This is a genomic window from Pararobbsia alpina, from assembly GCF_965118125.1.
GTDB lineage: Bacteria > Pseudomonadota > Gammaproteobacteria > Burkholderiales > Burkholderiaceae > Pararobbsia > Pararobbsia alpina_A.
The window spans coordinates 3137578-3156784 of sequence record NZ_OZ221287.1 but is presented as its reverse complement, the minus strand read 5'-3'; the positions used below and the strand labels follow the sequence as shown (position 1 = coordinate 3156784).

At 63.5% G+C, this 19207-nt stretch carries 16 protein-coding genes; 10 read left to right on the top strand and 6 right to left on the bottom strand.

Going from position 1 to position 19207, the window contains the following annotated elements; translation table 11 throughout:
- Nucleotides 1-2 precede the first annotated feature (2 nt).
- Entirely contained in the window at nt 3-2660 is a 2658-nt protein-coding gene (locus ACMFWR_RS13650) for an MMPL family transporter (protein ID WP_413192179.1), read from the bottom strand.
- Between the two features lie 219 nt (nt 2661-2879).
- Between ACMFWR_RS13650 and ACMFWR_RS13645 the strand changes: the two genes are divergently transcribed.
- The 5 genes from ACMFWR_RS13645 (at nt 2880) to ACMFWR_RS13625 (ending at nt 8320) form a co-directional block, all read left to right on the top strand.
- Nucleotides 2880-3491 (top strand): phospholipid-binding protein MlaC, encoded by a 612-nt coding sequence (locus ACMFWR_RS13645; RefSeq protein ID WP_413192178.1) that lies wholly within the window; start codon nt 2880-2882, stop codon nt 3489-3491.
- A 399-nt stretch (nt 3492-3890) separates the two neighbouring features.
- A complete protein-coding gene (ispH, locus tag ACMFWR_RS13640) occupies nt 3891-4829 on the top strand; it encodes a 4-hydroxy-3-methylbut-2-enyl diphosphate reductase (RefSeq protein WP_413192177.1) in 939 nt (312 codons plus the stop codon).
- Between the two features lie 55 nt (nt 4830-4884).
- The gene (gene hpnH, locus ACMFWR_RS13635; protein ID WP_413192176.1) at nt 4885-6042 is read left to right on the top strand and encodes an adenosyl-hopene transferase HpnH; all 1158 of its coding nucleotides are present in this window, start codon (nt 4885-4887) and stop codon (nt 6040-6042) included.
- A 111-nt stretch (nt 6043-6153) separates the two neighbouring features.
- On the top strand, nt 6154-7152 hold the full coding sequence (hpnA, locus tag ACMFWR_RS13630; RefSeq protein WP_413192175.1) for a hopanoid-associated sugar epimerase: 999 nt from the start codon (nt 6154-6156) through the stop codon (nt 7150-7152).
- A gap of 10 nt (nt 7153-7162) precedes the next feature.
- On the top strand, nt 7163-8320 hold the full coding sequence (locus tag ACMFWR_RS13625) for a glycosyltransferase (protein ID WP_413192174.1): 1158 nt from the start codon (nt 7163-7165) through the stop codon (nt 8318-8320).
- 140 nt (nt 8321-8460) lie between these two features.
- On the opposite strand, the gene ACMFWR_RS13620 is transcribed toward ACMFWR_RS13625, so the two are convergent.
- The 5 genes from ACMFWR_RS13620 to ACMFWR_RS13600 all read right to left on the bottom strand — a co-directional run bounded on the left by ACMFWR_RS13620 (nt 8461) and on the right by ACMFWR_RS13600 (nt 13039).
- Nucleotides 8461-9159 (bottom strand): phosphorylase, encoded by a 699-nt coding sequence (locus ACMFWR_RS13620; RefSeq protein ID WP_413192173.1) that lies wholly within the window; start codon nt 9157-9159, stop codon nt 8461-8463.
- Between the two features lie 4 nt (nt 9160-9163).
- The gene (gene shc / locus ACMFWR_RS13615; RefSeq protein ID WP_413192172.1) at nt 9164-11194 is read right to left on the bottom strand and encodes a squalene--hopene cyclase; all 2031 of its coding nucleotides are present in this window, start codon (nt 11192-11194) and stop codon (nt 9164-9166) included.
- Between the two features lie 32 nt (nt 11195-11226).
- Nucleotides 11227-12072 carry a presqualene diphosphate synthase HpnD gene (hpnD, locus tag ACMFWR_RS13610; protein ID WP_413194894.1) on the bottom strand — a complete coding sequence of 282 codons (846 nt, stop codon included), beginning with the start codon at nt 12070-12072 and terminating at the stop codon, nt 11227-11229.
- A 365-nt stretch (nt 12073-12437) separates the two neighbouring features.
- The gene (locus ACMFWR_RS13605; protein ID WP_413192171.1) at nt 12438-12749 is read right to left on the bottom strand and encodes a HigA family addiction module antitoxin; all 312 of its coding nucleotides are present in this window, start codon (nt 12747-12749) and stop codon (nt 12438-12440) included.
- 11 nt (nt 12750-12760) lie between these two features.
- The gene (locus tag ACMFWR_RS13600) at nt 12761-13039 is read right to left on the bottom strand and encodes a type II toxin-antitoxin system RelE/ParE family toxin (protein ID WP_413192170.1); all 279 of its coding nucleotides are present in this window, start codon (nt 13037-13039) and stop codon (nt 12761-12763) included.
- Between the two features lie 563 nt (nt 13040-13602).
- On the opposite strand from ACMFWR_RS13600, the gene ACMFWR_RS13595 reads away from it, so the two are divergent.
- From ACMFWR_RS13595 to ACMFWR_RS13575, 5 genes are all read left to right on the top strand, one after another.
- Complete coding sequence (locus ACMFWR_RS13595) at nt 13603-14529, top strand: ABC transporter substrate-binding protein (protein ID WP_413194893.1); 927 nt, start codon at nt 13603-13605, stop codon at nt 14527-14529.
- A 110-nt stretch (nt 14530-14639) separates the two neighbouring features.
- A complete protein-coding gene (locus ACMFWR_RS13590; protein ID WP_413194892.1) occupies nt 14640-16166 on the top strand; it encodes an ATP-binding cassette domain-containing protein in 1527 nt (508 codons plus the stop codon).
- Complete coding sequence (locus ACMFWR_RS13585; RefSeq protein ID WP_413192169.1) at nt 16163-17101, top strand: ABC transporter permease; 939 nt, start codon at nt 16163-16165, stop codon at nt 17099-17101. The genes ACMFWR_RS13590 and ACMFWR_RS13585 overlap by 4 nt, the downstream gene beginning before the upstream one ends.
- Before the next feature lie 140 nt (nt 17102-17241).
- Nucleotides 17242-18198, top strand: a complete 957-nt coding sequence (locus tag ACMFWR_RS13580; RefSeq protein ID WP_413194891.1) for an ABC transporter permease — start codon at nt 17242-17244, stop codon at nt 18196-18198.
- 93 nt (nt 18199-18291) lie between these two features.
- Complete coding sequence (locus ACMFWR_RS13575; RefSeq protein ID WP_413192168.1) at nt 18292-19200, top strand: SMP-30/gluconolactonase/LRE family protein; 909 nt, start codon at nt 18292-18294, stop codon at nt 19198-19200.
- The last annotated feature ends 7 nt before the right edge of the window (nt 19201-19207 follow it).

Here is a 19207-nt window from a genome sequence, read left to right as displayed (position 1 = left end):
ATTTACTTGCTGACCGTGCTCTCGTTCTGATTCTGGCTGACGCGCGCCCGCGCAAGCCGTTTTGAGCGCGCGCTGCGGCGCGGCTTGCCCATCAGCACCGGCTGGAAGAACACCGCACCGATCAGCGTGCAGAGCAAGGCGAGCGCGAGCAGCTTGCCCATGCTCGACGTGCCCGGATGGTGCGAGAGCCACAGGCTGCCGAATGCCACCGCCGTCGTGCCCGCCGACAGGATCACCGCCTGCGTCAGGCTCGATTGCAGCAGCTTCGTCTGCCCGTTGCGCCACGCCATCACGTAGTAGATCTTGAACGCGACGCCGACGCCGAGCAGCAGGGGCAAGGCGATGATGTTCGCAAAGTTCAGGCGCAGGCCGATCAGCTCGGAAATCTCAAGCGTAACCGCGGCCGATACAAGCAACGGCACCAGGGTGCGCAGCACGTCGCCAAACCGTCGCAAGGCAATCCACAGCAGGATGGTGATCGACACGAGCGCCAGCACGGCCGCCTGAATGAACGCGTGCACGATGACGTCGGCCGAATGCAGGATCGAGATCGGTCCGCCGATGACCTGCGGCTCGGCTTTGAGCACCGCCTTGCTGAAGCGGCGCAGCAGTTCCGTGTCGTTCGGGTTGGCGCCCGGCGCGACGCGCGGCGAGATATCGACAAGCGCGCGACCGTCCCTCGTACGCCAGAGTGCGACGAGATCGGGCGGTAGCGTGTCGATCGTGATCGACGACTGGGGCGTCAGCGCAGCGTGAAGCTCGGCAAGCGCCGTTTGCAGCGGAAGTGCAATCGCACGGTCAGCGCGGTCGCGCGTTGCGGCGTCGCTCTTCGCGAGCTTGCGCAGCGAGTCCGCGAGATGCGTGGCCTGCTGCGCGCCCGGACCCGGATGGTCAAGGGCGGCGTTTTCGAGCAGGCCTGCGGCCAGCTTGAGCGAGGACGTTCGGGCGCCGTCGCTCATCGGCTGGGCGCGCGCCTGATCCAGAATCGGCAGCAGTTGAGACGCCGCATCCGCGATCGCGGCGCGCTTGGCGTCCTGGTCGTCGGGCACGAAATCGCTGAGCGTCATCACGCGGCCGACTTCCGGAACGGCGCTCAGTTTCTTCGCTTCGGCGTCCGCCGCCGCGAGCGAGGGCTCGAGCACCTGCACGTTGTTCACGCCGGCCTCAGGCGAGTCGGCGAGGCGCTGCAGCGTGCGCATCGATTCCGTGTGCGGGTCCTTGAGGTCGAGCGGGTTGAAGTCGAAGTGCAGATGCGCGAGCAAGGGCAGGCCCGCTGCCACGAGCACCAGCGTGCCGATCAGCAGGGCATTGCGGTAGTGCGCCGTGAATTTGTCGACGGGGGCGAGCCAGCGAAACCCCGGTGCGGCGCGCTCGCCGCTCGGCTTGAAGATCGCGATCAGCGCGGGCAGCAGCGAAATGCTCGACGGGAATGCGACGAACAGAATCCCGACGCCGGCGATCTGGCCCAGTTCCGACACGCCGCGATAGGCGGTCGGCAGGAACGAGAAGAAGCTGGCCGCCGTCGCGGCGGCCGCGAGCGCGAGGGGCATAGCGATCGAACGCGCGGCGGCGAGCAGCGCCTGCTCGAGGTCGCCGTGCAGATGCCGTTCCTCGCGATACCGCACGCCGAACTGAATGCCGAAGTCGACGCCGATACCGATAAACAGCACGGCGAACGCGACGGAAATCATATTGAGCGCGCCGACCATCAGCAGGCCGGCCGCCGCCGTGATCACAAGGCCGACGATGAGGGTCGTGAACACCGCGACCACCATCCGGCGCGAGCGCACGGCAAGCCACAGGATGACCAGGACGCACAGCAGCGTGCCGATTGCGTTCGGAATCGCGCCTTCCTTGACCGAGCCGAACTCTTCATCGGCAAGCGGCCGCGGGCCGGTCAGGCTGACCGTCGCGCCGTAGCGCTCCTTGAGGTGCAGCGCGTCGGCGGCCGCGCGAATACGGTCCGAACTTGCCGCGCCCGCCTCGAGCGCGCTGAAATCGAGCACGGGCTGGACTTCGACGAAGCTGCGGGCCTTCGTATCGGGGTCGACCAGCGCGCGCCACGACATGGCTGCGGGCTTGCCCGCCAGCACCGCGTCGATCGTGTCGGCGCTCGCGCCGAGCAGCTTGCCCATGTCGGCAAGCTGGACCTGCCCGGTCGTGAGGGGCACCTGAAGCGTGACCGCAAGCAGGCTCGACAGGCCGCCGAGCGTCGGATCACGTGCAAGCCGGTTAAGCAGCGGCTTCGAGTCCTTGAGCTTGGCGGAGAGCTTCTGTACATCCGCCGTCGACGCGAACAGCAGGCCGTTGTGTTCGAAGAACGCGCCGGCGCCGGGCTGCGTCACGCTGCTGAACGCCTGTTTGTCGGCCGCCAGCTTCTGGGCCAGCTCGTTCGCGGCGAGGCTCGCGAATTCGGCGGCCGGCGCTTCGACGACGGCCAGCGTCACGTCGGAGCGTTGCGGGAACGCGGTATCGATCGCCTTGCCGCGGTCGCTCCATTCGGGGCTGGAATCGATCAGTGAGCTGACGTCGGTGTTGATCGCGAAATGCGAGGCGGCATACCAGCCGCTCAGTACGGCGAGCAGCAGCCACGCAGCGATGACCAGGTAGGCGTGACGCATCGAATAGCGAACGATGCGCACGATCAACGAAGTCAGCATGCAAGAAATCCTGAGTTAAAGAGGTTCAAGGAAGGCAGGGGTCCGGCACGGCGCGTGCGCACTCCGGCAGTGCGGGCGGGTCCGGCAGAGGCTAAAATATCGCTCCCGTCTTCGTAAAACTTAGCCCGCCCGGTCTGATGCGCCATTTCATGGCGACGATTCAGTCCGTTGGCGGTCCACAATCCCGAAGGCCGACCGTATTGTGCAGGGAAGGACGTAATGAAGAAACTCATCGTAGCATTGGTCGCATTGTGTGCAATGACAGTGGCTTACGGCCAGGCCGCCAAGCCCGGCCCCAACGACGTCGTCAAGCAGGCTGTCGAAACGACGGTCAAGGCCGCCAAGGCCGACCCCGCTGCTCGCGACGGCGACCTCAAGGCCACTATCAAGGTCGTCGAGACGAATTTCGTGCCCTACACGGACTTCAAGCGTACGACGCGCATCGCAGTGGGTTCGGCCTGGAACTCCGCGACGCCCGATCAACAAAAGCAATTGTTTGAACAGTTCCAGCAGCTGCTTGTGAACACGTATGCCCTCCAGCTGACCCAGGTCCGTGGCCAGGCCGTGAAATTCAAGATCGATCCGCCTCAGGTCGGCTCGAACGGCAAGGATGCGGTCGTGCAAAGCGATGTCAGCGGCATCGACGACGATCTGCAGGTCGGCTACCGACTGGGCCTGACCGACGACGGCTGGAAAATCTACGACATCGATATGGGCGGCGCCTGGCTGATTCGCGTGTACCAGCAGCAGTTCGCGGGCCAGCTCTCCCAGGGTGGCGTCGACGGCCTGATCAAGTTCCTTCAGGAACACAATGCGCGCGTGGCGCAGTAACGTATCGAAAGGTTCGGGCAGTTCAGTGCCGCATTGGATTCGTCAAGCATGCGACATGGTTATGTCATCCGATAAGGCGGGTGATGCGCTAATAGCAACGGGCGCCAAATAGAAGTACGGTGGCCGTGAGCCGGACTGACGGCGTGGGAGGTACGCAGTCAGCGGCTCGAAAATGCTGCCCCGGCGCCTGCCACGCCAATAAAGCGATGCCCAGATAATCGGCCGTCCGGCGGGAAGCCGCACCGCGAATAGCCTTCCGAACGACCGTGCGATCGGCAATATTCGCGCGCGGGCGTTACAATCGCGGTTATTTCTGAAAACCGGGTCGGAAAATAAGCGTCCACATGATGGGCGTGACAGGGTTTTCAGCGCTCTAATGGATTCAAAGCGGAGACCTTAATGCAGGTTATTCTTGCTCAACCTCGTGGCTTTTGCGCAGGTGTTGTTCGCGCAATCGAGATTGTCGAGCGCGCATTGCAGAAATTCGGCGCGCCGGTCTACGTGCGGCATGAAATCGTTCATAACCGCCATGTCGTCGAGTCGTTGAAGGCGAAAGGGGCCGTATTTATCGAAGAATTGTCCGAAGCGCCGGCCGGCGCGGTGACGATTTTCAGCGCCCATGGTGTCGCCAAGGCTGTCGAGCAGGAAGCGGAAGAGCGGGGCCTCAAGGTGCTCAACGCAACGTGTCCGCTCGTGACAAAGGTGCATATTCAGGGTAAGAATTACCTGGCCAACGGGCGTCAGGTGATCCTGATCGGTCATGCGGGCCACCCCGAGATTCTGGGCACGATGGGCCAGATCGACGGTCCGGTGCATCTCGTGCAGACCGAAGACGACGTCGAACAACTGGGCCTCAAGGTCGATGAACCTGTTTCGTATGTGACGCAGACGACGCTGTCGGTCGACGAGACGAAGGGCATCATCGGCAAGCTGCAGAACCGTTTTACGAATATCGTCGGTCCCGACACGAAAGACATTTGCTACGCGACGCAAAATCGCCAGACCTCGGTGCGCGGCCTGTGCGAGCGTGCCGATGTATTGCTCGTGGTCGGTGCGCCGAACAGCTCGAATTCGAATCGCCTGCGCGAAATCGGCGAGGAAGTCGGTGTGCCGAGCTATCTGCTCGCCGACGGAAGCGAGCTGAACCCCGAATGGGTCAAGGGCGCCAATACGGTCGGTATCACGGCCGGTGCGTCCGCTCCCGAAAGCATGGTCGAGAACGTGATCGATGCACTGCGCCGGCTGGGTCCGGTCGACGTGTCGGTCATGGACGGCATCGAAGAAACCATTCAGTTCCGCCTGCCGGCCGAACTGATCGAGGCGGCCCCGGCCGCCTGACACCGCGACGGGCCTGGCCCGACTATCGCGGCGAACTGATACACAAGGAGTCTCTGTGGGCATTCCCTTTCTGCAACAGGCGTATGTAGGCAGTTATCTGATGAAGCAACGCCTGAGCGGCGTCAAACGTTACCCGCTCGTGCTGATGCTCGAACCGTTGTTCCGCTGCAACCTGGCGTGCAACGGCTGCGGCAAGATCGACTATCCGGACGAAATCCTGAACCAGCGCATTTCGTACGAAGACTCGATGCAGGCCGTCGACGAGTGCGGCGCACCGGTCGTCTCGATCGCTGGCGGTGAACCGCTGCTGCACAAGGACATGCCGCGTATCGTCAAGGGCATCATCGAGCGCAAGAAGTTCGTGTACCTGTGCACGAACGCGTTGCTGCTCGAGAAGAAGATCGATGACTACGAGCCGAGCCCGTTCTTCGTCTGGTCGATTCACCTCGACGGCGACAAGGAAATGCACGACCACTCGGTGAGTCAGGAAGGCGTGTACGACCGTTGTGTTGCGGCGATCAAGCTCGCCAAGGCACGCGGCTTCCGCGTCAACATCAATTGCACGCTGTTCAACGACGCCGAACCGGCGCGCGTGGCGGCGTTCTTCGATACGGTCAAGGAAATCGGCGTCGACGGCATCACGGTGTCGCCGGGCTATGCGTACGAACGCGCGCCGGATCAGCAACACTTCCTGAACCGCGAAAAGACCAAGCACCTGTTCCGCGACATTCTGCGTCGCGGCAACGGCGGCAAGGACTGGGCATTCAGCCAGTCGGGCCTGTTCCTCGACTTCCTGGCCGGCAATCGCAGCTATCACTGCACGCCGTGGGGCAACCCGACGCGTACGGTGTTCGGCTGGCAGCGTCCGTGCTACCTGCTCGGCGAAGGCTACGCGAAGACGTACAAGGAACTCATGGAGACCACCGACTGGGACAAGTACGGTGTCGGTAACTATGAGAAGTGCGCGGATTGCATGGTGCACAGCGGCTTCGAAGCGTCGGCTGTCAATGAAACGATCGCGCATCCGCTGCGCGCGCTCGGCGTGGCGTTGCGCGGTGTGAAGACCGAAGGCGCATTCGTCGAAGACGTGAAGCTCGACGGTGCACGCCCGGCAGAGTATGTGTTTTCGAAGCACGTCGAGATCAAGCTGACCGAGATCAAGAACAGCAAGGCCGCTGGCAAACAGCGCGTCGCAGAAACGGTTGATGGCTGATCGCCAGATGCCAACCGGGCCGAAGGGCGGCGCACGCTGCCCGACGGCGGATCCCATACGGCCGCGTCAGCGGCCGTATCGCTATCTGACCTGCCACTCTTTCGTATCGCTATGACAGGACCTCGTGTACTGGTGACCGGGGCGTCCGGTTTCGTCGGCTCGGCCGTTGTGCAGTCCGCGCTCGCGCGTGGTTATCGCGTGCGTGCCATGGTGCGCGCAACGAGTCCCCGCGAGAACCTGCGCGGGCTCGACATCGAGATCGTCGAAGGCGATATGCGCGATTCGGCGTCGATGGAACGCGCGCTTGAAGGTGTCGAAGTGCTGTTTCACGTGGCGGCCGACTACCGGCTCTGGGCGCCTGACCCCCGCGATATCATGCGAGCCAATGCCGACGGCACGCGCGTGACGATGGAAGCGGCGTTGCGGCGCAAGGTCGAGCGCATCGTGTACACGAGCAGCGTGGCCACGCTGCGCGTGAAGGGCGCAACGGCGCCCGTCGACGAGAACGCCCCCAACGACGAGCATTCGACGATCGGCGTCTACAAGCGCAGCAAGGTCGCCGCGGAGCGCATCGTCGAGCGCCTCGTCGCCGAACAGGGGCTGCCGGCGGTGATCGTCAACCCGTCGACACCGATCGGGCCGCGCGACATCCGCCCGACGCCGACGGGCCGCATTATTGTCGAGGCCGCTCAGGGCAAGATACCCGCGTTCGTCGACACGGGCCTGAACCTCGTTCATGTTGACGACTGCGCGAATGGGCATATGCTGGCGCTCGACAAGGGTCGAGTCGGCGAGCGGTATATTCTCGGCGGTGACGATGTGCTGTTGCGCGATATGCTCGCGAAGATCGCACAGTTGTGCGGCCGGGCAGCGCCGACGATCTCATTGCCGCGCTGGCCGCTCTATCCGATCGCGATGGCCGCGCAGGGTGTGGCCAAGTTCACGGGCAAGGAACCGTTCGTGACGGTCGACGGCCTCAAGATGTCGCAATATCGAATGTTCTTCTCGTCGGCAAAGGCGCAGGCCGAACTCGGCTATACCGCGCGCCCGTTTGCCGAAGGGCTTCGCGACGCGGTCGAGTGGTTCCGCGTTGCCGGTTATCTGGGCTGAATGGGTGACTATGGCTGGACTGATCGCATTTATTTCGCTCGTCATCTGGGTGTACCTGCTGACCGCGCGCGGAGGCTTCTGGCACGCCGAGGAACGGGACGACAAGCCTGAGGACGACGCTCGGTTCAAGGCGCCCGCGACATGGCCATCGGTGGCCGTCGTGATTCCCGCGCGCAACGAAGCCGGTTCGATTGCGCAGACGGTCAGCAGTCTCTGCCGCCAGGACTACCCCGGCGAGTTCCGGATCATCGTGGTCGATGATCAAAGCGACGACGGAACGGCAGACCTCGCACGAGCCGCCGCTGTCGAGGCGGGTGCTCCGCAGCGACTCACGGTCATGACGGGTTCGCCGTTGCCCGAAGGCTGGACGGGCAAGCTCTGGGCGCTCAATCAAGGCGATGCATTGGCGTGTACGCCGGTGAAGCCGGACTGGCTGCTGCACACCGATGCCGATATCGCGCACTCGCCCGACAATCTGCGCAAGCTGGTGCTGCGCGGTGTCAACGATCAGTTGTCGCTGGTCTCGCTGATGGCGAAGCTGCGGTGTGACGCGTGGTTCGAGCGCGCGCTGATTCCGGCGTTTGTGCTGTTCTTCCAGATGCTCTATCCGTTTCGCTGGGTCAATCAGCGCGGTCATCCGCTGGCGGCCGGGGCGGGCGGGTGCATGCTGATTCATCGCGAGTCGCTGGAAGCCGCCGGCGGCATCGAGTCGATCCGCGACGAGATCATCGACGACTGCGCGCTGGGTGCGCGGCTCAAGCTGCAGGGGCCGATCTGGCTGGGGCTGACCGAGCGCGCGCAGAGTGTGCGTCCGTACGACAATCTCGGCGAGATTCGCAAGATGGTGTCGAGAACGGCGTACGCGCAGCTCAAGTATTCGCCGCTGCTGCTGGCAGGTACGCTCGTGTCGCTGATTCTGACGTTTATCGTTCCGCCGCTCGCGACGCTGTTCGGTCATGGCTGGGGACGGTTCTTCGGCCTGCTCTCGTGGATCGGCATGAGCGTCGCGTATCTGCCGATGTTGCGCTTCTATCAGCGCTCGGGCTGGTGGGCGCCGATCTTGCCGGCGATTGCCGCGCTGTATTCGGTGTTCACCTTCGATTCGGCGCTTCAGCATTGGCAGGGTCGCGGCGGTATGTGGAAGGGCCGCGCGCAGGCGAAGAAGTAACCGGCGCCGCACCACTCGCGGACGTCTTGCATGCGCTTTGACGAGGATTGGACAACACCCTCGAACGTTGGATTGATCGCCAGCGTTCGAGGGTGTTTTGTTTTGACGCGTGTACGTTGAGGACCGGAGGACTTGCCCGTCTACGCGAATTCTGCGGCGGCAGGACGTGGTGTCGGTTCGACGAATCCGAACTGATTGCCGATTGCTGTGCGCCCGCGGGCGAGTGACTTTTGCGCGCGTGATGCATCGCCTGCGACGCGAAGCAGCGCGGGCAGTTGCGTCGGCTTCTTGAGAAGCGAGCGAATCACGGCGCCGATATCGGTCGAGCCGTCGGGACGCATGCCGGCGAGGGCCGCCTCGGGGAGTGAGCGTTCGGAAGGGTCGATCACGACTCGGCAACACACGAACGGAATCTCGCGCGCCGTCGCAAGCCTTGCGACAACATGCGACTCCATATCCGCGGCCAGGGTGTGTGTTCGGCGATGTAACGCTTCCTTGTCGCTGGCCGTCACCACGGGATCCTGAACGCCCGCCAGATCGCCGATGCGTACGTCGGGAACCACGGTGCTCACGGCCGCATGCAAGGCGGTGGACCATGCAGGGTCCGCTTCGTAGCGTCGCTGACCGGCGATGACCGAACGTGCGATGACCCATGCGCCGGGTCTCAGGTCGGGTACGAGCCCGCCGGCTGTGCCAAAACTCACCACCCCCTCGCAGCCATCGGCGATTGCGGGCACGAGCACGTCGGCAAGCGTACGGTTCTGCTGACAGATGACGCGAACACCGGGGCCGGCAGCGATACGTGCCTCGAATGCGAGCCCGGTGACGACGACGATCACGCGCTTACATCCCGCATGGCACGGGGCACGCGTTGTGAACCGTGAGGTTCCGGAAACGCGCGAGGGCCCACAGCGGGAAGAACTTGCGATAACCGTGATAGCGCAGATAGAACACGCGCGGGAAGCCGGTGGCCGTGAACAGCGCTTCGTCCCACAGGCCTTCCGCGTTTTGCGTGTCGAGCAGGTATTGAACACCGCGGGCGACAGCCGGGTCGTTTTCATAGCCGGCGGCCATCAGCCCGAGCAGCGCCCATGCCGTTTGCGACGATGTGCTCGGCGCGGCTTCGTAGCCGTGGTATTCGAGCTTGTAGCTCTCGCCGTCTTCGCCCCAGCCGCCGTCGGGGTTCTGGATCGAACGCAGCCACTCGGCACCCTTGCGTAATGCGGGCGCACCGGGTTTCAGGCCGCCTGCGCGCAGACCCAGCAGGGCGGACCAGGTGCCGTAGATGAAATTCATGCCCCAGCGGCCGTACCAGCTGCCGTCGTCTTCCTGATCGTCGATCAGGTACTGCAGTGCGCGTGCCGCGGAGGCATCGCGTTCAGGGCGCTTGGGCAATTGCGCAAGCATGCCGAGGCATCGTGCGGAGACGTCGACCGTCGGCGGATCGAGCAGGGCGCCGTGGTCCGAGAACGGAATGTTGTTCAGATACAGATGCGTGTTCTCGGGTTCGAACGCACCCCAGCCGCCATTGCTGCTCTGCATGCCGATCACCCACTCGCATCCGCGATCGATCGCGGCGTCATAGCGCCGGTCGCCATGCAGGCGCTGCACGCGGTCCATGGCCATTGCGACCACGGCAGTGTCATCGACATCGGGATAGTGCGGGTTCGCAAACTGAAACGCCCATCCGCCGGGGCGGACGTTCGGTCGGCGCGAAATCCAGTCCCCGCGCACATCGAGAATTTGTAAAGGCACGAGCCAGTCCAGGCCGCGCGTCGCGGCGTCGATCGCGCGTGCGTCGCCGGTTTCGACCAAGGCATGTGCTGCGAGCGCGGTGTCCCACACCGGCGACAGACACGGCTGGCAGTAGGCTTCGTCGTCAGCGATCGAGAGCAGCTTGTCGACCGACTTGCGCGCGATCGCGCGATTCGGATGGTCCGCCGGATAGCCGAGCAGGTCATACATCATGACCGAGTTGACCATCGCCGGGAAAATCGCGCCCAGGCCATCTTCGCCGTTCAGGCGCTCGTCGACAAACGCGACGGCGGCATCGACCGCTTTCTTGCGCGTGCGCTTCGGGAAGACCGATTCGGTCGCGCGAAGGACCTTGTCGACCACGTTGAAGAACGTGAACCAGCCGCGGCTTTGATGTTTGGCGCGAGGCGTCGCACCGACGTCACGCGGCGATCCGATAAACAGCTCGTCGATCGTGACGCCCTTGGGGTTGCGTGCACGCGCACGCAGCGTTTGAAGCACCAGCAGCGGCACGATCACCGTACGCGCCCAGTACGACACCTTCGACAAGTGAAACGGAAACCACTTGGGCAGCAGCATGATCTCGACGGGCATCATCGGGACCGCTTTCCAGTCGACCACGCCAAACATCGCGAGCATGGCACGCGTAAAGACGTTGCTCATGTTTGCGCCGCCGTGCGCGAGGATCGCTTCACGCGCGCGCTTCATATAGGGCGCATCGATCGACTCGCCGGCCATTTTCAGCGCGAAATAGGCTTTGACGCTCGCGCTCACATCCAGCCGGCCGGCATGAAAGAGCGGCCAGCCGCCGTGCTCACCCTGAATGCGCTTGAGGTACTTGACGATCTTGGCTTCGAGTTCGAGGTCCGGCGTCTCGCCCAGAAAGTGCACGAACAGAATGTATTCGGCCGGAATCGTCGAATCGGCTTCGAGTTCGAACAACCAGTGGCCATCATCGTGCTGCAGCCCCAGCAGGGCATCGCGTGCTGCAGCGATACCGTGGTCGAGGCGCGCCTCGTCGCGCTCGCGCGCACCGGCCTGATCATCCGTCGCGCCGAGCGCAGGCGTGAGATCAATCGGCAGGGCGGAGGGCGTCGCAAGGGCGGAAGTCATGTTCATCTTCAATCTTTGAATCGGTGAATCGTCGCGCGTCAGAAATATTTATTCCAGACGAGCAATGCAATCAAACGCAGCTTTGAGACGCGCACGCGCGGGCGGGGTGTGCCGAAGCCGCGTGCGATGAGTTTGTCGAGAATCGCGCCGTAGGCCTGCGCCATGATCTTCGGCGCAATGACGACCTTGCGCGGGTAGCGTTTCATGATCTCGTTCGAGACCGTGAAGTGCTCCTTCGCTTGTGCGATCAGCGGGGCGCAGGCGAGGTCAAGCCGGCTTGCGCGGATCGTCTCCGGCGTCAGCGGCGAGACCCCGGATGCCGTGAGCGTCTCACGCGGCAAATAGACGCGGCCGATGTCCGCGTCTTCGTCGATGTCGCGCAGGATGTTGGTCAGCTGGAGCGCGCGCCCGAGGTGATGCGAGAGCGCAATCCCGTCGTCATGCTTCATGCCGAAGATCTTGACTGACAGTCGGCCGACCGCGCTGGCGACCCGATCGCAATACAGGTCGAGCGTCTGGAGGTCGGGCGCGACGATGGTCGACACGACGTCCATTTCCATGCCGTCGATGACGGCGAGGAAATCGGCCTTGTCGAGCGAGAACTCGGCAATGGTTCGGGCGAGCGGTTGCAGACGCGCGGGGGGCAAGCCGGCGTAGACGTCGTCAAGATCGTTGCGCCATTGCTGGAGCGCGGCCTGACGTCCGTCGCGCGGGCCATCGGCGTCGGCGATGTCGTCGACCTGGCGGCAGAACGAATAGATCTCGAACATGCCGTCGCGTTGTGCGCGCGGCAAAATCCGCATGGCGGCGTAGAACGAGCTTCCCGACGCGACGCGCTCGCTGTTGGTTTCGGCAGCAGGGTTCGACATGGATGGATCGAGCATCGCGGGGGCCTGCGCGGACGCGGCGGCCGGCACGACGGTCTCGTGGGGCTTGCTGGAATTGTTTTGGGTTTCGATGGGTTCGGCGACGCTCACGGAGCTCCTCGATGCACAATGAACGTGACTGGCGGCGTACAGGACGCGCGGAACACGCGAAAAGGGCAAGGCGCCGCGGCGCCGAACAGCGGGGCGCCTGATGCGCCCGGCACCCTTAGCAAAAACAGCGCAAAGGTAGCACAGATCAGCCCCGAAGGCATGGCTGCGGCGCGGGCAGTCCGCTCACGGACTGCCCGGATCGATGGTCATTCGTTCGATCGGAGCAGATTGAAAGGAGAAACCCGCTTTTGCACGCGCACCCGCAATCGATTTCACTCGGCCTCGACTTGAATGCCCTGGCTGCGGATTTCGGTGAGCCTTTTTTCGCCGATCTTTTCGCGGGCAAGGTCAGCGTCGTACTGCGATTGCAGATTCAGCCAGCTTTGCACGTCGGTATCGAAATAGGCCGCCAGGCGCACGGCGGTATCGGCGGTAATCCCGCGCTTGCCCTGGACGATTTCATTGATTCGCCGCGGCGGGACGCCGATCACCTTCGACAGCGCGTATTGGCTGAGCTTCAGCGGCTTGAGCCACTCCTCGTTGAGGATCTCGCCAGGATGGGCCAGCGGGACTTTTCGGGTCATGGTGTTGCTCCTTAGTGATAGTCGACGATTGCGACATCGTCTGCGTCGCCTTCCGCGAATAGAAAGCAGACGCGCCATTGCACATTGATCCGGATGCTGTACTGGCCGCTGCGGTCGCCGATCAGCGGTTCGAGCCGGTTACCGGGCGGACTTCGCAAGAATCGGAGGTCGGCCGCAGCGTTCAGCATTTGCAGCTTGCGCACCGCGGCGCGCTCGATTTGAACGAACCGCTTCACGCGTTGCCCGAAATACAGGGCTGCCGTGTCCTGACATGCAAACGAATTGATCATGATCGATACTAACGTTCGTCGTTATTAACGTCAAACGTTAATAACAGGGGTTGATCGAAAAATGCAAGGAGCCGCTCGGGAAGGGTTGTGGAAGGCTGCAACGCGAGTGCGGCAGGGGAGCTGAGTACTATCGGACATCCCCGGCGCAGCGTGGTCTGAAAAAGGGTCAGAGAGATCTGAAAAATCGAGACGCGCGTGTCAGTAAGGGCTGACACGGCTTCGCATGTGCTGACATAACTAGTATATTAGTGAGGTCGTGAGACTCGAGCGGCCCCAGAGCACGCCGATCTTCCGAAGCCAACGCGAAAGACACCCGGCCGCCGCTGCCGCAGACTGCCTCCAGAGGGACACGCTCCTGTGGATCTGCGCAAGCGTTCGAAGCGGGGTGCTGGCGGGGCAGTCGGGCACCGTAGCAGGCGCATGCGCCGCGTCGGTCGCCATCGATCCATACATACAGGAGACAACACGTGCGTTCGTTACTGGTGTCCGCAGTCATCGGGTTGTGCGCCGCAGGCGCAACCGGACCCGTCTTTGCCCAGGCCGCGACAGGCAGCACCGCTTCAATGAAGATCGCGCTTTCGAACAACTACGCCGGTAACAGCTGGCGCCAGACCATGCTCAAGAGTTGGTCGGAGGCTGCGGATCCTGCGGTCAAGCAAGGCATCGTCGCCGCGGCGCCGACCTTCACGACTGCCGAGAATCAGGCGACGGAGCAGGTTCAGCAGATGCAGAACCTGATTCTGCAGGGCTATAAGGCGATCGTCGTTGACGCCGCGTCGCCGACCGCGCTCAATGGCGTGATCAAGCAAGCGTGCGCTGCCGGCGTCACCGTCGTCTCGTTCGACGGCATCGCGACCGAGCCATGCGCATACCGGATCGCTGTCGATTTCCAGAAGCTCGGATCGATGCAGGTCGACTACCTCGCCAAGCGCCTGAACGGCAAGGGCAACCTGCTTGAGATTCGCGGCCTCGCGGGCGTGTCGGTCGACGACGAAATCCACAAGGGCATGGTCGACGAACTCAAGAAGTACCCCGACCTCAAGGTCGTCGGCTCGGTGCACGGCGACTGGACGCAGACCGTCGCGCAGAAGCAGGTGGCCGGCATCCTGCCGACGCTGCCGAAGATCGATGGCGTGCTCACGCAAGGCGGCGATGGTTTTGGCGCGGCCAACGCAATCAAGGACGCCGGCCGCCCGACGCCGATCATCATTCTTGGCAACCGCCAGGAAGAGCTCGCGTGGTGGGCCGAGCAGCGCAAGAGCGGATATGAAACGATGTCGGTCACGATTCCGCCGGGATGCTCGACGTTCGCGTTCTGGGTCACGCAGCAGATTCTCGCCGGCAAGAAACTGCCGCACGACATTCAGATGCCGCTTCTCGAAGTGAAGGCGGATGAACTGGACAGCGTGCTCGCGAAGACGCCGCAGGGTGGTCTCGCCAACAAGATCTACACGCGTGATGACGTGTTGAAGGTCGTGGACGCGAAGTAGTCGCATCGAGTGGCAATGGCCGGCACAGGAGACGTAGCGTGAGCGAGAGGAACACAGGGCAGTCGTCGCAGCCTTCGAATCATCGCCCTGATGTGGTGACGCAGACGTCGATGCAAAGGCCGCAAGGCGGCCGGCCCATTGTCGCGCTTGCGGGCATCGGCAAGACGTTCGGGCAGGTCCGGGCGCTTGCCGATGTCGACTTTGCGTTTCATGCCGGCGAATGCGTCGGCATCGCCGGCCATAACGGCGCCGGAAAATCGACGTTGATGGCCGTGCTCGCGGGCGTGTTCCCGCCCGATCACGGCACGGTGTCGATCGACGGTCAGGCGAGCACGGCCTACGACGCCAACGCAGCGCGCGCCGCGGGCGTGCGCTGCGTGTTTCAGGAGCTGTCGCTCTGCGCGAATCTCAACGTCGCCGAGAACATGTGCATCGTGCACCCTGAGCTGCGCGGTCGCGGCTGGCGTTCGCGCGCCACGTCGTTGATGGTTGCGCAGCTCGACGCCATCTTTCCGGGCCATGGCATCAAGGGCAATGAACTCGTCGCCGATTTATCACTGACGCAACGCCAGATGGTCGAGATCGCGCGCGGGTTCACCGTCACCGATGCACCGGTGCGGCTCGTCATACTCGATGAACCCACCTCGAGCCTCGATGCGCATACGGCCGACCAGTTACTGACGTTTATTCGCCGGGCGGCTGACGCTGGCATCTCGACGATTCTGATCAGCCATATGTTGCGCGAAATCGAGCGCGTGGCCGATCGCGTCATGGTGATGCGCGACGGGACGGTAGTGTCCGTCTTGCCCCGCGAAGGGCTCACTCAGGACTCGATCATCCGCGCGATGGGGCAGCATATCGAGGTGCGCAACGCGCCGTCCGAGGCAAAGGCTGCCGCGCAATCCGGTGCCGGGCCGCGCTATGCGTGGAAGGTCGGGCCGGCCGGGCGCGTCGCGATCGATGCGGCGCGCGGCGAGGTCGTCGGCTTCGCGGGCCTTGCGGGGCAGGGGCAGAGCGAAGCGCTTCTGGCGATTTACCGTCTCGCGACGCGGCGCGGTGCGCACGAGCGCGTCGCATTTGTCGCCGGAGATCGTGCGCGGGACGGCGTGTTTCCGCTCTGGTCGATTGCGCAGAATCTCGACATTCGCTGGCTGTTCGGTGGGCACGCTCCGATCCCCTCGGCGCAGTCGTCGGACACATCGGGGTCCGCACAGCGCCCGGTGTCGCAAGCACGCATGTGGCTCGATCCCGAAGCGACGCGATCGCTCGTGACGACATGGCGCGAGAAGATCGGCATTCGCGGTGCAGCGATGACGTCGGGCATTCTTTCGCTGAGCGGCGGCAACCAGCAGAAGGTGCTGTTCGCTCGCGCACTCGCATCGGATGCCGATCTGATCCTGATGGACGATCCGACCCGTGGCGTCGACATCGGCACCAAACGCGATATCTACGAGCTGGTTCGCGCCGAAGCTGCGCGTGGCCGCACGTTTATCTGGTACACAACAGAAGACGACGAACTCGCATACTGCGACCGCACTTACGTATTCCGCTCGGCCCGCGTGACACGCGTGCTCGCTGCACACGAGTGCACCGAAGACGCGTTGCTCGCGGCGAGCTTCGAGGAGCATGCGGCATGATCGCCCGTCTCGACCAGGCACGACTGCGCGCGATGCTGCCGGCGATATCGCTGGTCGCGGTGCTCGTGCCGATCTTTTTTCTCCAACCCGCGACATTCAGCTACTTCGGCATGGGGTTGCTGCTGAACCTCGCGGTGCCGATCGTGCTTGCGACGCTCGCTCAGCTCGCGATCATCACGGTCAACGATCTGGACCTGTCGATCGGACCGTTCGTGAGTCTTGTCGCGTGCATCGGCGCGACGTTGCTCGTCCAGCATCCGCTGCTCGGCATTCTGGCGTTGCTGGGTTGCGTTGCGCTGTACGCCGCGATTGGTGCGCTTGTCGAATATCGCCAGATTCCGTCGATCGTCGTCACGCTCGGCCTTTCGTTTGTGTGGAATGGGCTTGCTGTGATGCTTTTGCCGTCACCCGGCGGTACGAGCCCGACATGGCTTACGGGCCTGATGAATTTCCAGACCCCGGTGATCGCTGCGCCGATCGTGTGGTCCGTCGTCATCGGTCTCGCGGGTCACGCCTTGCTGATGCGGTCGTCGGCCGGCGTGCGCGTACGGGGCGCCGGCGGAAATCCGCGCGCGGTGCGCCGTTTCGGCTGGTCGCTCGTGCGCAGCAAGGCGATTCTGTATGGCGTGGCGGGCGTATTCGGTGTGCTGTCCGGACTCTGCCTGCTCGGGCTGACGACATCGGCCGATGCGAACCTCGCGCTGCGGTACACGCTGTTGTCGATCGCGGCCGTGATCCTTGGCGGTGGCGAGTTCGTCGGCGGGCGCGTGTCGGTATGGGGCGCCGTGCTCGGCGCGATCACGCTCACACTGGCTGCATCGTTTCTGGCGTTCCTCAATATCTCGCCGGACTGGCAAGTGGGCATGCAAGGGGCGATTCTGATCGTTGTGTTGTCGCTGCGCGTGTTGCTGCAGCGAAGCGGGGACAATCAATGAACCGCGTACCCGAATCGCACGCTCCGAACGTGACGTCTGATGCATCGCAGGCGGCGGATGCGCGCGCCGTGGCTGCCGTGACTGCCGTTACCCAAGGACGCGCCGATCACGACGCCTCGCATGGCACGGGTGCGACTCCGATGCGCACACAAGGCTGGCTGGCCCGGCTGCGCGCAGCGGACATACCGTGGGGCTGGTCTTTTGCCGGCGCCATCCTCGTGTGGCTGTTCACGGTCTGGATGTTCGGCTTGTCGATCGCAGGCAACGTGGTCGCGACGGCGCTCGTGTTCGGCATCTTCATGGTGCTGGTCGGCCTCGGCCAGATGATGGTGATCACCGCGGGCCCCGGCAATATCGACCTGTCCGTGCCTTCTGCGATTGCACTGTCGGGCGTGCTGTCGGTGCAGGTCATGATCGGTGAAAACGGACGCTTGCTTGCAGGCCTTGCGGTCGCGTTGGGCGCGGGCGTGTTGATCGGCCTGGCCAACTATCTGCTGATTCGCGTGCTGCGCATTCCGCCGATCATCGCGACGCTGTCGTCGAGCTTCATCATCCAGTCGATCGCGATTACACAGAGCCGGGACATGCGACCTCCACCGCCGGCGCTGCAGCATTTCGCGACCGGGCGCCTGCTGGGCATTCCGCACCTCGCGATTCTCGCGTTGATCGTGTCGATTGCGATCGCGTTGCTGGTGCATCGAACGGTGTTCGGGCGCAGTCTCTCGGCTGTTGGTCAGAACCCGCGCGCGGCACGTCTGGCAGGGGTGAACGTCGAAGCGACGCGATGCAAGACGTATGTGATGTCGGCGGTGATCGCTGCGTTGACCGGCGTATTGCTCTCGGCCGTATCAGGCGGTGCAGCCCTCGACATGGGCGTGGAATACATGCTGATCTCCGTCGCCGTGGTGGTGATCGGCGGCACGCAGGTGAGTGGCGGCAAGGCGAGCGTCGCCGGTGTGTGGGGCGCAGCCATGTTCCTGTTCCTGACCAATGCGATTCTCAACGCGATGGGCGCCGATGCCGGCATGCGTTCGGTGGTCTATGGCTTGTTGATCATCGCGGTGGTCGTCGCCGCGGGCGGTCGCGAGGCGAGGTGACGGCGTCGCACGCAGGAAATATCACGCAAGCGGCATCACGTCAGAAGCACAACGTACGCAGTAACCACAACAAGACTGAGTTCCCATCCAAACATGGATCCTAAAGACTACGAAGTCCACGACAAGCGCTTTCGCTTGCTGATCCAGCCCAACGCGTTTCTCGAGAAACTCGATGGCGGCAGCATGTGGGCCGAGGGCCCGGTTTATTTCCCGGCCGGGGATTTTCTGGTCTGGAGCGACATCCCGACGAGCCGCATGATGCGATGGGCGCCGGGCATGGGCGTCGGCGTATTCCGCGCGAACTCCAATTTCAGCAACGGCAACACGCGCGATCGTGAAGGGCGCCTTGTGACGTGTGAGCACGGCACGCGCCGTGTATCGCGCACCGAGCACGATGGCCGCATCACGACCATCGCCGCCGAACACGAGGGCAAACGACTCAATTCGCCAAACGACGTGATCGTGCATTCCGACGGAGCGATCTGGTTTACCGATCCCGACTACGGCATCCTCAGCGACTACGAAGGCTATCGCTCGCCGAGCGAGATCGGCGCGTGCAATGTCTATCGTGTGTCGCCCGACACCGGCAAGACGACCGTCGTGGCGGGAGATTTCGTCAAGCCGAACGGGCTCGCCTTCTCACCCGACGAATCGAAGCTCTATATCGCCGACTCGGGTTCATCGCACTACGAGGATGGCCCGCATCACATCCGCGTCTTCGACGTGCGGCCCGACGGAACGCTGGCCAACGGCCGCGTGTTCGTCGAAGTGTCGCCGGGCTTGCCCGATGGCATGCGTATCGACGAGTACGGCAATGTGTGGACCAGCGCGGAGGACGGCGTGCACTGCTATTCGCCCGACGCCGAGTTGCTGGGCAAGATTCTGATTTCCGAACCGGTCGCCAATCTGACGTTTGGCGGCCTCAATCGCAATCGCCTGTTCATTGCGGCGAGTACATCCTTGTACTCGCTTTATGTCGGCGTGCGCGGCGCATCTACCTGAGATTCAC